At 57.5% G+C, this 12993-nt stretch carries 13 protein-coding genes; 9 read left to right on the top strand and 4 right to left on the bottom strand.

What is annotated here, in order from left to right; genetic code table 11:
- Nucleotides 1-3: 3 nt before the first annotated feature.
- Entirely contained in the window at nucleotides 4-2001 is a 1998-nt protein-coding gene (locus DW171_RS04245) for a type IIA DNA topoisomerase subunit B (protein WP_118270515.1), read from the bottom strand.
- Between the two features lie 435 nt (nucleotides 2002-2436).
- On the opposite strand from DW171_RS04245, the gene DW171_RS04240 reads away from it, so the two are divergent.
- Both DW171_RS04240 and DW171_RS04235 read left to right on the top strand, forming a co-directional pair.
- Entirely contained in the window at nucleotides 2437-2667 is a 231-nt protein-coding gene (locus DW171_RS04240; RefSeq protein WP_117843330.1) for a helix-turn-helix transcriptional regulator, read from the top strand.
- Nucleotides 2668-2676: 9 nt separating this feature from the next.
- Entirely contained in the window at nucleotides 2677-3261 is a 585-nt protein-coding gene (locus DW171_RS04235) for a hypothetical protein (RefSeq protein WP_117843329.1), read from the top strand.
- 289 nt (nucleotides 3262-3550) lie between these two features.
- Here the strand turns inward: DW171_RS04235 and DW171_RS10230 are convergent, their stop codons facing one another.
- Nucleotides 3551-4555: a helix-turn-helix transcriptional regulator gene (locus DW171_RS10230; RefSeq protein ID WP_199586839.1), complete on the bottom strand. Its 1005-nt coding sequence runs from the start codon at nucleotides 4553-4555 to the stop codon at nucleotides 3551-3553.
- Nucleotides 4556-4852: 297 nt separating this feature from the next.
- On the opposite strand from DW171_RS10230, the gene guaA reads away from it, so the two are divergent.
- Nucleotides 4853-5833, top strand: a complete 981-nt coding sequence (gene guaA / locus DW171_RS04225; RefSeq protein WP_117655542.1) for a glutamine-hydrolyzing GMP synthase — start codon at nucleotides 4853-4855, stop codon at nucleotides 5831-5833.
- Nucleotides 5834-5930: 97 nt separating this feature from the next.
- On the opposite strand, the gene DW171_RS04220 is transcribed toward guaA, so the two are convergent.
- Nucleotides 5931-7106 (bottom strand): cell wall metabolism sensor histidine kinase WalK, encoded by a 1176-nt coding sequence (locus DW171_RS04220; RefSeq protein WP_118270514.1) that lies wholly within the window; start codon nucleotides 7104-7106, stop codon nucleotides 5931-5933.
- On the bottom strand, nucleotides 7103-7777 hold the full coding sequence (locus DW171_RS04215) for a response regulator transcription factor (RefSeq protein ID WP_118270513.1): 675 nt from the start codon (nucleotides 7775-7777) through the stop codon (nucleotides 7103-7105). Before DW171_RS04215 ends, DW171_RS04220 begins: the two co-directional genes overlap by 4 nt.
- A gap of 89 nt (nucleotides 7778-7866) precedes the next feature.
- Between DW171_RS04215 and DW171_RS04210 the strand changes: the two genes are divergently transcribed.
- From DW171_RS04210 to DW171_RS04185, 6 genes are all read left to right on the top strand, one after another.
- Nucleotides 7867-8013 (top strand): CD1871A family CXXC motif-containing protein, encoded by a 147-nt coding sequence (locus DW171_RS04210; protein ID WP_197032826.1) that lies wholly within the window; start codon nucleotides 7867-7869, stop codon nucleotides 8011-8013.
- Nucleotides 7958-8917, top strand: coding sequence for a 4Fe-4S binding protein (locus tag DW171_RS04205; protein WP_118065684.1), 960 nt, complete (start codon nucleotides 7958-7960; stop codon nucleotides 8915-8917). The genes DW171_RS04210 and DW171_RS04205 overlap by 56 nt, the downstream gene beginning before the upstream one ends.
- 35 nt (nucleotides 8918-8952) lie before the next feature.
- Nucleotides 8953-9915: a redoxin domain-containing protein gene (locus DW171_RS04200; protein WP_118270512.1), complete on the top strand. Its 963-nt coding sequence runs from the start codon at nucleotides 8953-8955 to the stop codon at nucleotides 9913-9915.
- A 98-nt stretch (nucleotides 9916-10013) separates the two neighbouring features.
- A complete protein-coding gene (locus DW171_RS04195) occupies nucleotides 10014-10673 on the top strand; it encodes a Crp/Fnr family transcriptional regulator (RefSeq protein WP_158571012.1) in 660 nt (219 codons plus the stop codon).
- 119 nt (nucleotides 10674-10792) lie between these two features.
- A complete protein-coding gene (locus DW171_RS04190) occupies nucleotides 10793-11113 on the top strand; it encodes a rhodanese-like domain-containing protein (protein WP_118270510.1) in 321 nt (106 codons plus the stop codon).
- Between the two features lie 2 nt (nucleotides 11114-11115).
- Nucleotides 11116-12807: an FAD-dependent oxidoreductase gene (locus DW171_RS04185; RefSeq protein WP_117798075.1), complete on the top strand. Its 1692-nt coding sequence runs from the start codon at nucleotides 11116-11118 to the stop codon at nucleotides 12805-12807.
- Nucleotides 12808-12993: the final 186 nt, after the last annotated feature.

Genomic DNA, 12993 nt, shown 5'->3' with positions numbered 1-12993 from the left:
CTGCTATTGCAGGTCCAGCTGGTCCAGGTATTCCTTGCCGTGCTCGGAGATATGGCGCTTGCGGCCTGCCTCGTCGTTGCCCAGCAAAAGGTTGAACATGGTTTCCATCTTGGTGACGTCCTCGGGCTCCACCTTGATCAGGCGGCGCGTCTCGGGGTTCATGGTAGTGAGCCACATCATGTCCGGGTCGTTCTCACCAAGACCCTTGGAGCGGTTGATCGAGCATTTCTGGTCGCCGATCTCTTTGAGGATGCCGTTTTTCTCGAGCTCGGTGTAGGCAAAGTAGGTCTTCTCTTTGCAGTTGATCTCGTAGAGCGGCGACTCGGCGATATACACGTAGCCCTCGTCGATAAGCGTGGGTACCAGGCGGTAGAGCATGGTGAGCACGAGCGTGCGGATGTGATAGCCGTCGACGTCGGCGTCCGTACAGATGATGACCTTGTTCCAGTTGAGGTTGTCCAGGTCAAAGGCACCAAGGTTCTTGATGCGCTTGTCCTTGATCTCCACACCGCAGCCCAGCACGCGCATAAGGTCCATGATGATGTCGGACTTAAAGATGCGCGGATAGTCCTCCTTCAGGCAGTTGAGGATCTTACCACGGACGGGCATAACGCCCTGGAACTCGGCATCGCGCGAGGTGCGAATGGCGCCTGCTGCCGAGTCGCCCTCTACGATGTAGATCTCGCGGCGGCTCTTGTCCTTGGAGCGGCAGTCGATGAACTTCTGCACGCGGTTGGCCATGTCGGTCTTCTGCTGCAGGTTGGTCTTGATGCTCTGACGCGTCTTCTCGGCATTCTCGCGCGAGCGCTTGTTGATGAGCACCTGCTCCATGATCTTGTTGGCGGCGTCTTTGTTCTCGATCAGGTAGGTCGAGAGGCGCTCCTTAAAGAAGGCCGTCATAGCCTGCTGGATAAAGCGGTTATTGATGGCTTTCTTGGTCTGGTTTTCGTAGGACGTCTGGGTGGAGAAGCAGTTGGTCACCAGTACCAGACAGTCCTGGACGTCTTGCCACTTAATGCCGCTCTCGTTTTTGTTGTACTTGCCCTGTTGCTTGATGTAGGCATCGATGGCGCTGGTGAGGGCGTTGCGGGCAGCCTTCTCGGGCGAGCCGCCGTTCTCGAGCCACGATGAGTTGTGGTAGTACTCCTGCATCATGAAGGTGCGCGAGAAGCACATGCACGCAGTGATTTTTACGTTGTAATCGGGCAGGTCCTCGCGATCGCGACCGCGACGGTCAGCTTCGATAAAGAAAGGCTCGGTAAGGTAGTCGGTACCGACCTTCTCGAGCACGTAGTCCTCGATGCCTTTGGGATAGCAAAAATCCTCTTCGGAAAACTCTCCATCGTCGCCTTCGATGCGCAGACGGAAGGTCACGTTGGCGTTGACCACGGCCTGACGGCGCATGGTCTCGCGATACCAATCGTGGGGGATGCTGATGGAGGTAAAGACCTCAAGATCGGGGCGCCACTTGATAGTGGTGCCGGTGCGGTTCTCGTCGCTGGGCTCAATCTCGAGCGCCTTCTTTTTGGCGCCGACGACCTTGCCCTTCTTAAAGTGCAGGGAGTACTTGTTGCCGTCACGCCAAACGGTGACGTCCATGTACTCGGAAGCGTACTGAGTCGCGCAGGAGCCCAGGCCGTTGGTGCCGAGCGAGAAGTCGTAGTCGCCGCCTTGGTTGTTGTTATACTTGCCGCCGGCGTAGAGCTCGCAGAAGACGAGCTCCCAGTTAAAGCGCTTCTCGGAAGGGTTCCAGTCGAGCGGGCAGCCACGGCCATTGTCCTCTACCTGGATAGAGCCATCGCGAAAGGCGGTAAGGGTGATGAGCTTGCCGTAGCCCTGGCGCGCCTCGTCAACGGCGTTGGACAGGATCTCGAAGGCGGCATGCGCGCAGCCGTCGAGCCCGTCCGAGCCAAAGATGACGGCGGGGCGCAGGCGTACGCGCTCCTCGTCCTTGAGCTGGCGGATACTGTCGTTACCATAGTTTGCGGTGTTTTTTGCCATACTCGCTCTCTCGGTGCTCCTTTGCTGCGTTTAAGTCATATAGATAGTCAAGGTAGCATAGCCCAGGCCATGGGCGATTCCAACCAACACGAAATCCATCGAACAATCGTTCGAATTAACGGGTATAGTGTTTAGTGTTAGCGCGGCATTGTTAAACAAATTTGGATACAAACGAATTTTATTTAATAGGGACCTAGTTTTACTAAACAAAATCGAACGATTATGGGTGACACGATTCAGAAATTCGATGAGTTCGCGGATGCCCAATCTTACTCGGACAAAACCGAGTCGGTTCCGCCCGAGTAAGATGGAATGACGAATCGAAACTGCTATATCCGTATACCGATGACAGATATAGTTGACATCAATTAGTCGATGCAATATATTTCTGGCATGATGCAACGGATATTTGTCCATTACTACGAAAGGAGTTCCATGCCGGGCAAAAAGAACCTACGCATGAAGGCGGCACGCGCGGCGGCTGGCCTTTCGCAAGCTGACTTGGCCCGGGCCGTGGGCGTTACGCGCCAAACAATCGGCCTTATCGAGGCGGGCGGCTACAACCCCACGCTCAATTTGTGCGTGGCAATCTGTAAAGCGCTACGCGTTACGTTGAACGATCTGTTTTGGGAAGACGAAACCGACGCCGACCCTAATACTCTTTAGGAGTTCACTATGAAATACGAAGATCTGAAAATCGTGCAAAAGTGGCGTGAATATGCCGGCCCAAAGGATGAACGCCTGGAGGCTGAGAACGCGAAGATCTACAAGATTGGTTTCGTGCTGCTTTCGTTTGGCATGTTGATGATCTTTTTCTACCAGTTTATAGCTCGACAGGTTGCGTGGGTTCACAGCGACGCCAGTGAAATGTCGCATGGCTTTGCAACGCCGTTCGAGGCAGCCATGTATTTGTGGCTCGTTCTCGTGATGTTGATTTGTGCAGGACTGCAAACGCGGAAGGGCTATGTCGATACCAATCGTTTTGGGCAAACCGAGCATCTTCCTGTTGGATATTTCCTGCTTGTCAGCGGTCTTAGCGGCACCGCGTTCGCGCTTGTTATTGCCGCAATGCGCTGTGTCGCTGAGGCGCAGATCGTACCGCTCGAAAGCGTCTTTTGGTTGGCGAACCTGGCCACGGGCGTGTTCTGCGGTGCGACGATTTTCGCGGCCACGTTTGCTGTCCTGTGCGCAACGTTTTTCACGGCGAAAAGACGCCGTACCAAGCTCGAGGCAGAACTCGACTCCTCAGACGACATTTAATGCGCAATGGGCTGGCTCTGGGTATTCAGAGCCAGCCCATTTTGATGATCGATGAGCCGAGTCGGCGTCTCTCACAAAAGTAAGTAGGAGCTAGCGAGGCCTATCCGAATTGACCTCATTGGCGGTGTTTTTTTCGAGTGCTACAGCGGCTGCCGTAAGGGGAGCGTTGCTGTCTTTGCAAGAAGGTGCCCCGTGGCGGTAGTGCCGTTCAAGGGTCAAAGTGTCCAAATTGAGCGCGCGAAAGCGCCAGGCGCCCGAAGCGCTTTCGATACGCCGGGCAGTCTGGCCGCTAGCGCAACATGTGGGCAACCAGCTCGGCGCGAGTTCCGATACCAAGCTTGGCATACACTCCTGATAGGCGGTTTTTAACGGTGCCCGGCGACACACCCATATGACGAGCGATTTCGGCGTTGGTCCACCCACGACAGGCGAGCATGGCCATGGTGAATTCCGTGGTCGTTAGATCGTCTGCCACGTCCTCGCCCGAATCGGGGTTGTGGATGCGCCGCCAGCCGTAGCTGAAGCGGTACGTGATCTCGATGATGCGCGCGAAGTCGTCAGGGTATTGCGTTTTTAGGCACGCCTCGATGAGTCCCTGCAAAAGGCCGTGGTGCTCGCCAATGAGCTCGAGAAGGCCGTCGGGACGCGCAATGTCCCAAGCGGCTCCGAAGTGTGCCTTTGCGGCGTCGACGTCTTTGAGACTCATGCAGGCCATGGAAGCCGACAGGTGCAGGAACAGCTCCGAGATGGGATAACTTCCCTGTTTCATGATCAGAGCGTTTTCCGCCATGCCTAGACTGCGGCCATATTCGCCGCGCAGGTACAGGGCATGCGCCATCACGTAGCTGGCGAACAGGCGCAGGCCTTCGGGCAGATGTGCCGCAAGCGGATAAAACTCTTCGGCAGAATACGGGGAAGGCAAGTGCAGCAGGACGCTCGCGGCGGAGGCGAACAGGATATGCGTGGCGTGGACGGCGGACGGTTCCTCGTCAGTTGGTATATCGAGGATGCCCGCAAGGCAACGGCGGGCATCGGCGATACGGTTGAGCGACAGACTGGCATATCCGCAGATAAGGCATGCGGAATAGCGCAGTGCGGGGTCGGTGGCGTCAAGATAGGGGCGTGCTGTCTCGGCGGCGAGTGTGGCCTGTCCGCGAAAGTACAGCGCTTCTGCCGAGGCGATGGTGTGTGAATCGGGGTCGGAAATGCCTGCAACCGCAGCGTCAATCTGCCCCGGCACAAAGGCAGTGCACATCAACGGCATGGGGATGCGCGGGTAGCCATCGCAGTCCATCTTTCATCTCCCATCAGGTGGCAACACTAGCAGCAATTGTACTCCTGTTGCTCGGGACTGGAATTTGTGGGTATCGCCTACGATTATGCTGAACGCATAAAGGAAGAGTCTATTGGCGATGCTTCCAAGGTGGCTACCGAAGCCTAGCTGACCTTGGAATATAGAAAAACTGCCACCCCTGCAAAAAGCTCTGACGCAGCGATGGGAAACGGACCTTGCTCTGCATATAATGAGGTCATATGACGGTGCGTTTGCATACATGCAACGCACTCCCATCGAACCGAAAAGGAGCTCTGCATGGATCCCAACAAGCGTCCCGACGACATGGTGCGAATCACCACTCCCGAACTTGCCCAGGCGTTCATCGAAGAGCAGATCGCTGCAATCCGCGAGCAGATCGGCGACAAGAAAGTCCTGCTGGCCCTTTCCGGCGGCGTTGACAGCTCCGTTGTCGCGGCACTGCTGATCAAGGCCATCGGCAAGCAGCTTATCTGCGTGCATGTGAACCATGGACTCATGCGCAAGGGCGAGAGCGAGCAGGTCGTCGACGTCTTCAAGAACCAGATGGATGCGAACCTGGTCTATGTCGACGCTACTGATCGCTTCCTGGATAAGCTCGTGGACGTCGAGGAGCCCGAGGCAAAGCGCAAGATTATCGGCGCCGAGTTCATTCGCGTGTTCGAGGAGGAGGCCCGCAAGGTTGGCGACGAGGTCAGTTTCCTCGCCCAGGGCACCATCTATCCCGACATTCTTGAGTCCCAAGACGGCGTGAAGGCTCACCACAACGTGGGCGGTCTGCCCGAGGACCTACAGTTTGAGCTCTGCGAGCCCGTCAAACTGCTGTACAAGGACGAGGTCCGCGTGGTCGGTCGCGAGCTCGGCCTGCCCGAGAACATGGTCGAGCGCCAGCCGTTCCCCGGTCCCGGCCTGGGCGTCCGCTGCCTTGGTGCCATCACCCGCGACCGTCTTGAGGCGCTGCGCGAAGCCGACGCGATCGTGCGCGAGGAGATCGACAAGGCGGGTCTGACCATCTGGCAGTATTTTGCCGTCGTGCCCGACTTCCGCGCCACCGGCGTGCGCGAGGGCAAGCGCGCCTACGATTGGCCCTGCATCATTCGCTGCATCAACACCGTCGATGTTATGACCGCCGAGGTGCCTGAGCTCGACTGGGCGTTGCTCAAGCGCATCACCGCTCGCGTCACCGCCGAGGTTCCCCGTATCTGCCGCGTGTGCTACGACCTCACGCCGAAGCCGGTTGGCACGGTGGAGTGGGAGTAAGCTAACTCACCTAGCCCCCGTTTCCGCTTGGAAGCGGGGGCTTTTTGCTGGCACTTCGCCCAATTTCGTGCATCTTGGGCCTCACGTATCCTGCGAACTAACAGATGTGACAAAGGGGCAGTTCCTTTGTCGCATCTTCGATGTTATGCGCGGGAAGAGTCACGAGCATAGTCGTTCCCCTCTCTGAGCTCTCTTCGACCTCGATGGAACCGCCGTGGAGTGCGGCGATCTCCCAGACCAGCGCAAGCCCCAGCCCCACGCCGCCATATGCCCTGCTGCGCGATTTATCGACGCGAAAGAAGGGCTGAAAGATGCTCGTCTGGTATTGCTCGGGAATGCCTTGTCCCTGGTCGTGCACCCGTAGCAGTACACGGTCGCCCTCGACGCGGGCGCTGATTCGCACGGTCGAGTTGGGCGTGCTGTAGCGAATGGCGTTTTCGGCCAAGTTGAACAGCAGCCGATAGATCAGCGTGTCGCTGCCGGTCGTTTGCGCGTCGCCCTCGCTTGCGAGCGCGATGCCCTTTTGCTCGGCAAGGGGCGCCAGGTCGGTGAGCACTTCTTCGATCATCGGCGCCAGGTCAATCGCATCGTTGCAGGGGACGCTGCGCAACTCGCTCATCTCGAGCAGGGTCTTTGTCATGTGCGTCATTCGCTCGGTCTGCTCTTGCAGCAGCCCGAGCAGACGCGCTGTATCTGCATCGGCGTCGGGGTGCTCGGCGCAAAACAGCTCAACCTGAGCTTGCATGAGCGCAAGCGGCGTGCGCAGCTCGTGCGCCGCATTGCCCGTAAACTGTTTTTGTGCAGAAAAACCTTCGTCAAGGCGGGCAATCATGTCGTTAAACGACGCGCTGCAACGCCTAAGCTCAGAGGGCACATCTTCGCTGATCTTTGTGTCGGCGAGGTTGTCGGGCCGCACGCTCTCGACTTGCGCTGCAAAGGTACGCAGCGGCTGCAACGCATGCCCGCTCACAAAGTAGGCCAGCACGCCACCGAGTAGCGTCACCGCTGCGGTTATGTACCAGCTCGTCGCACCAAACGATTCTTGGGCGTCGCTCACGACGATGGTCAGATCGTCGTCGAGCTCCTTGCTCGTCGGGTCGAACGAGTTGGGCGAGGCCGCCTCCGCCTTGCTATGCTCCGACATTTCAGTACCGATTGAGTCCATGTAGCGCATGCCGGAGTAGCCAACCAGGCAATTAATAAGTACGCAGGTCAAACATATCAGCAGAGCTGTCATCAACGTGATGCGCCATTGCAGGGACAGTCGCTTCATTCGCCGTCCTCCATAACGTAGCCCTCGCCGATTCGGTTACGGATGGGGTCGTGCCCCAACGCGCCGCGCAGCTTTTTGCGCAGTGACGAGATGTGCACGCGGGTCGCGTTGCTAAAGCTGTTGACACTGCTGTCCCATACATGCTCGATAAGCTCTTCCTGGCTCACCGGTCGTCCCTGGTTAAGCATCAGGTACTCCAAGATGCCGGTCTCCTTGCGTGTGAGGGATAGGGCCTCGTCGCCCACGGAGGCGACGCGCGCCTTGGTGTCAAAGCTCAGCGATCCGCAGGTCAGGACAACATCGCTTTGCGTAAAGCGCCTGAGCGTGAGGCTGCGGATACGTGCCGCCAGCTCGTCAAGGTGGAACGGCTTGGTGAGGTAGTCGTTGGCGCCCGCATCGAGCCCCGCTACCTTGTCGGAGACCTCGCCGCGTGCCGACAGCACGAGCACCTTGGTCTCACAATCGGTAATTCTGAGCTGCCTGAGTACGGTCATGCCGTCGACGTGGGGGAGATTAAGGTCGAGCACGACAAGATCGAAGGTCTCGATATCGAGCAGATCGAGGGCCTGCTGCCCGTCGTAGCAGCAGTCGACGCTATAGGCCAAGTTGCGCAGGCTGCGTGCGATTGCATCGCACAGCGCCCGCTCGTCCTCGACGACCAAGATGCGCATAACGTTCTCCTTGCATAGTCATTCGCGCTTAACACGGATTTTATAGTCGGTATGGTCCAATGGGTCGCGAAACGAAAGGAGTGGTCAGATTGTTCAAAGCGATTAAGCCTGTGGCGCAGGTGGCTTTGCTGATCGTTGGGGTAGCCATGGTTGGCTTTGGCATTATGCGCGGCGAGGCAGATGCCGTGCTGGCCAAGGCAATCAGGCTGTGCTTGGAGTGTATCGGAATTGGTTAAAAGAAAAAATACCGTATCGCATCTTTTGGCGAGATTTCGCGGATTGATTCAGGCGGCGGCAACGCTTGCGACCAACATTCACCTGCCTAATTTTGCCAAGGGAGGCATCTACCAGGGGGCGGGCAAAGCCGTCTGCGTGCCGGGGCTCAACTGCTACTCGTGTCCGGCGGCCTCAGGTGCGTGCCCCATCGGGTCGTTTCAGTCGGTGGTGGGCTCGTCTAAGTTCAGCTTTTCGTATTACGTCACCGGAACACTCATCCTGATCGGCGTGCTGCTGGGACGTTTTGTATGCGGCTTTTTATGCCCGTTTGGATGGCTGCAAGAGCTTCTGCATAAGATTCCCGGCAAAAAGCTCTCGACGAAAAAGCTCAAGCCGCTCACGTACATCAAGTACGCCGTGCTGCTGTTTGCCGTGGTGCTACTGCCCGTTCTGGTAGTCAACGATGTGGGCATGGGCGACCCGTTCTTTTGCAAGTACATCTGCCCGCAGGGTGTGCTCGAGGGCGCGATTCCGCTGTCCATCATGAACGTGGGAATCCGCTCCGCGCTGGGAAAGCTCTTTACCTGGAAGCTCGCGATCCTCATTGTGGTTGCGGTGCTGAGCGTGCTGTTCTACCGCCCCTTCTGTAAATGGATTTGCCCCCTCGGTGCGTTTTATGCACTCATGAACAAGGTGTCGTTGCTGGGGATTCAGGTTGACCAGTGCAAATGCGTCTCGTGCGGTAAGTGCGCCAAAGTGTGTCAGATGGACGTGGACGTTACGCGTACGCCCAACCATGCCGAGTGCATTCGTTGCGGCAAATGCGTGGGCGCATGCCCCGTCGATGCCATTAGCTTTCGCTACGGGCTGGGTGTGACGGGCGACAAACCCGCGCAGCCCGCGCAAGCCTGCGAAAACAAATAGGTATCTATATAAGCTTCGATATAAACGGAGGAACCATGAAACTGTCAAAAATTGCGGCCTTGTTGATGCTGCCCGTGCTGGCGCTGACTCTCGCAGCGTGCTCTGCCCCCAAGGGCGACGCAAAGGATGCCACGAGCGGCGATACGCAAATCGCCGAGCTTGTGGCACAAAAGCCGTCGAGCGCCGAGGAGGCGGCCGAGCTGTACCAGCAGCTGCTGCAAAAGGAAAACGAGATCTTTGCGAGCGATAACGCCCTATGGGAAAAGGTGTTTCTTGCGGCCAACAAAGACACTCCCATGATTGAGGACGGCAAGAACTACGGCGACTTTTTGCTTGATACCATCGAGGGCGCCAAGGATCAGTTTACGGCTGACGAGCTCAAGACGCTTAAGGCCGGCGCGCAGCAGGTCAAGGAGATCGAGGATAAGCTCATGGCGCTGGAGAAGGAGTTTCCCGGATGTGGCAGCACGCCCGGCGAGGGAGAGAGCGTCGATGCCTCGACCGCAGGCATGACCAACGGCGAGAGCGGGGAGACGAAGTTCCCCAGCTTTAAGGGCAAGGACTTGGACGGCAACGATGTAAACAGCGACGAGCTGTTCTCCAAGAACAAGGTCACCGTCATGAACTTCTGGTTTACCACCTGCAAGCCGTGCGTGGGAGAGCTGGGCGATCTGGAGAAGCTCAACAAGGAGCTTGCCGAGAAGGGCGGCCAGGTCGTGGGCGTTAATTCCTTTACGCTCGATGGCAACAAAGACGAGGTGGCAGACGCCAAGGACGTACTTTCCAAGAAGGGCGTGACGTACAAGAACATCTGGTTCAAGTCGGATAGCGAGGCCGGCAAGTTCACCTCCAACCTGTACTCGTTCCCGACCACGTACGTGATCGACCAGAACGGTAACATTGTGGGAGAGCCGATCATGGGCGGCATCAACTCCGCTGAGCAGCGCGAGGCGCTCAATAAACTGATCGATCAAGCACTCGCGAAGAGCGAACAGTAGATTCGTGGGACAGGCAACTGAAGGGGAGTCGCTGGAAACAGCGACTCTTTTTTCTGCTTCGGAGTAGCATCATGGGTATACGTCGAAAGGGGGCGGCTATGGTCGGCAGCATGGTCGAGCGGTTGCCGTTTTGGGGACAACTTACATCCGATGAGCAGACGCTCGTGGCAGAGCGCTCGTCGCTGCGATCCTTTGATGCCGGGCAGATAATCGGTAGCAGCGGAAATTCTTGCACCGGCATTATCTTTATTATCGAAGGTGACATTCGCGTGAGCCTGCTTTCCGAGGAAGGCAAGGAGGTCACGCTGTTTAGGGTTGGCTGCGGAGAGTGCTGTGTCACCACGGCCTCGTGCGTTATCGAGCAGATTTCATTTGACACCATGGTGGTTGCAGCACGCAGGTCATCGCTTTTGGTGGTGCCTGCGAGCGTGTGCGTCCAGCTCGCCCGCGATAATGTCTACGTTAAGGCCTTTATGCTCCAGGTTGAGGTGAAGCGCTACTCCCAGGTGGTATGCGTGCTGCAGCAGATGCTCTTTAAGCGTCTCGATCAGCGCGTCGCCAGCTACGTGCTCGAGCATTGCCGAGTTGCGGGCACAGCAGAAGTTGCCGTAACGCAAGACGAGCTTGCACGCGACATCAACTCTGCGCGCGAAGCGGTGACGCGCGCTCTGAGCCGTCTTGCGCAGGACGGGCTCATCGAGGTTAGGCGCGGACGGATTATCGTGCGTGATGTAGATGGGTTGGCACGGTTGGTCTAGACCTACCGCGCAGCTGTATCTGCCGTCGGCAACATATTTTCCGTTTGGTGACTTGGTCACAGAACGCGACCGCAGTGCCTTGGCATACTTGCCCAAAGCAACCAGCAAAGGAGTGCGCTATGGGATTGTTTGATTTGTTTGCAGGACTGGACATGAATGTGGGCGTCCAGGAATGGAAGGCTTCTAAGGGGGCGGTGCTGCTCGACGTGAGGAGTGCTGACGAGTATGGACAGGGCCACATTCCGGGCAGCGTCAACGTTCCGCTCGATCGTATCAACCAGGTGCTTGAGCTGTATCCAGACAAGGGCACGCAGCTTTTCGTGCATTGCCTGAGTGGTGCGCGAAGCAACCAAGCTGTGAGTTTTCTTAAGCGTTCTGGGTATGGCAGTGTCAAGAATATCGGCGGCATAAGCGGCTATACGGGAAAGGTGGTGCGTTAGCTATGAAGGTGGTTATCGTTGGAGGCGTCGCGGGCGGCGCATCGGCGGCGGCACGTTTGCGCAGGCTCGACGAGCAGGCCCAAATTGTCATCTTTGAGCGCACGGGTTTTGTATCGTATGCCAACTGTGGGCTTCCGTACTACATTGGCGGCGTGATAGAAGAAGAGAGTGCATTGACGCTGCAGTCTCCCAAGGGATTTTGGGATCGCTTTCGCATTGCGGTCAAGACGAGTCACGAGGTGTTTGCCATCCATCCCGATTCGCATACGGTCGAGGTTCGCAATATGCTGACGGGCGAGGAATTTGTCGAGACGTATGACAAGCTCATCCTGTCGCCGGGTGCAAAGCCGATTCGCCCTGCGTTGCCGGGCATCGACTCGGATAAAATCTTTAGCCTACGCACCGTTGAGGACACGCTGCGTATTCACAGCTATGTTCGAGAGCGGCGACCGAGCAGTGCCGTCGTGATCGGCGGCGGCTTCATTGGCGTCGAGACGGCGGAGAATCTGTGCGAGCTAGGGCTCCAGGTGACCCTTCTGCAGCGTCCCGTCCAGCTTATGAACAACCTGGATTACGACATGGCGACCCTTTTGCATACCGAGGTGCGTGAGCACGGTATTGATCTGCGCCTCAAGGCCGATGTGACAGGTTTTGAGGAAGTTGATGGCCGCGTTGTCACCCATGTTGCGGGCGATGACCCTATCGGAGCCGATATGGTGCTGCTTGCCATTGGCGTGGCACCTGAGAGCCATCTGGCGCAAGAGGCGGGGCTCGAACTGGGCATCAAGGGGGCTATTGTGGTCAACGACCGCATGGAGACCTCTGCTGCCGACGTGTATGCCGTGGGCGATGCCGCGCAGGTCACGCATCAGGTGACCGGCGAGGACGCGGTCATTTCGCTCGCCGGCCCCGCCAACAAGCAGGGGCGTGTCGTTGCCGATGTCATAGCCGGCATGGACAGCTGCTACCGCGGATCGTTGGGCTCATCGATTATCAAGGTATTCGACTTGACGGCGGCAAGCACGGGACTATCCGAAAAGGCAGCACACGCGGCGGGAATTGACTGCGACAGCGTGGTCCTGTCGCCCGGTTCGCATGCGGGTTATTATCCGGGTGCAACGCCCATGACCATGAAGGTTATCTTCGAGAAGCAGGGATTGCGCCTGCTGGGTGCGCAAATCGTGGGCATCGATGGTGTGGACAAGTGTATCGACGTTCTGGCGACTGCCATCCAGGCAGGCATGCGCGGCGATAGGCTTAAGGATTTGGACCTAGCATACGCGCCGCCGTACTCATCGGCGAAGGATCCCGTCAATATGGCGGGCTTTATGATCGAGAACCTCAATCGCGGCATACTGGCGCAGTGGCATTGGGAGGATGAGCCCAACTTGCCACGCGATGGCAGCGTGCAGCTGCTCGATGTTCGTACGGAAGGGGAGTATGAGCGCGGGCATATCGATGGTTTCGTAAACATTCCCGTCGATGATCTGCGCAATCGCCTGGGCGAGCTCGACCGGGCCAAGCCGGTCTACGTAATTTGCCAGAGCGGCATTCGCAGCTACATTGCTTGCCGCATTTTGGCGCAGCATGGCTTTGAGTGCTTTAACTTCTCGGGCGGCTATCGCTTCTTTGCAGCCGTGACTGAGGCTCGCCGCGGCAGCGCTAACGTTATGCCGTGCGGGCTCGAAAAGTAGCGCGCATTGGAATGTGAAAAAGTGACAGCCTCTTTGTCACATCGGGGATGTTATATGCGGGATGGTGCGCCATGCGGCGTGCTGTCCCGTTCGTTTTTTGGCGCGGTTCGTTACATTCCTCACTGGTATCGGCCAAAAATGAGGATAGAGTAGGACAAGCGCGCCGAACGTGAACGGCGGGGGAGC

This window comes from Collinsella sp. AM15-2 (assembly GCF_003471985.1).
Taxonomy (GTDB): domain Bacteria; phylum Actinomycetota; class Coriobacteriia; order Coriobacteriales; family Coriobacteriaceae; genus Collinsella.
The sequence above is the reverse complement of the archived record's forward strand: the minus strand, read 5'-3'. Positions and strand labels throughout refer to the sequence as shown.

What these genes read in the sequence shown, in the direction of transcription:
- DW171_RS04200 (WP_118270512.1), top strand. Translation starts at nt 8,953, where the DNA reads ATGAAACTGTCAAAAATTGCGGCCTTGTTGATGCTGCCCGTGCTGGCG.
- DW171_RS04190 (WP_118270510.1), top strand. Translation starts at nt 10,793, where the DNA reads ATGGGATTGTTTGATTTGTTTGCAGGACTGGACATGAATGTGGGCGTC.
- DW171_RS04220 (WP_118270514.1), bottom strand. Translation starts at nt 7,106, where the DNA reads ATGAAGCGACTGTCCCTGCAATGGCGCATCACGTTGATGACAGCTCTG.
- DW171_RS04185 (WP_117798075.1), top strand. Translation starts at nt 11,116, where the DNA reads ATGAAGGTGGTTATCGTTGGAGGCGTCGCGGGCGGCGCATCGGCGGCG.
- DW171_RS04240 (WP_117843330.1), top strand. Translation starts at nt 2,437, where the DNA reads ATGCCGGGCAAAAAGAACCTACGCATGAAGGCGGCACGCGCGGCGGCT.
- DW171_RS10230 (WP_199586839.1), bottom strand. Translation starts at nt 4,555, where the DNA reads ATGGACTGCGATGGCTACCCGCGCATCCCCATGCCGTTGATGTGCACT.
- DW171_RS04195 (WP_158571012.1), top strand. Translation starts at nt 10,014, where the DNA reads ATGGTCGGCAGCATGGTCGAGCGGTTGCCGTTTTGGGGACAACTTACA.
- DW171_RS04215 (WP_118270513.1), bottom strand. Translation starts at nt 7,777, where the DNA reads ATGCGCATCTTGGTCGTCGAGGACGAGCGGGCGCTGTGCGATGCAATC.
- DW171_RS04205 (WP_118065684.1), top strand. Translation starts at nt 7,958, where the DNA reads ATGCCGTGCTGGCCAAGGCAATCAGGCTGTGCTTGGAGTGTATCGGAA.
- DW171_RS04245 (WP_118270515.1), bottom strand. Translation starts at nt 2,001, where the DNA reads ATGGCAAAAAACACCGCAAACTATGGTAACGACAGTATCCGCCAGCTC.
- DW171_RS04235 (WP_117843329.1), top strand. Translation starts at nt 2,677, where the DNA reads ATGAAATACGAAGATCTGAAAATCGTGCAAAAGTGGCGTGAATATGCC.
- guaA (WP_117655542.1), top strand. Translation starts at nt 4,853, where the DNA reads ATGGATCCCAACAAGCGTCCCGACGACATGGTGCGAATCACCACTCCC.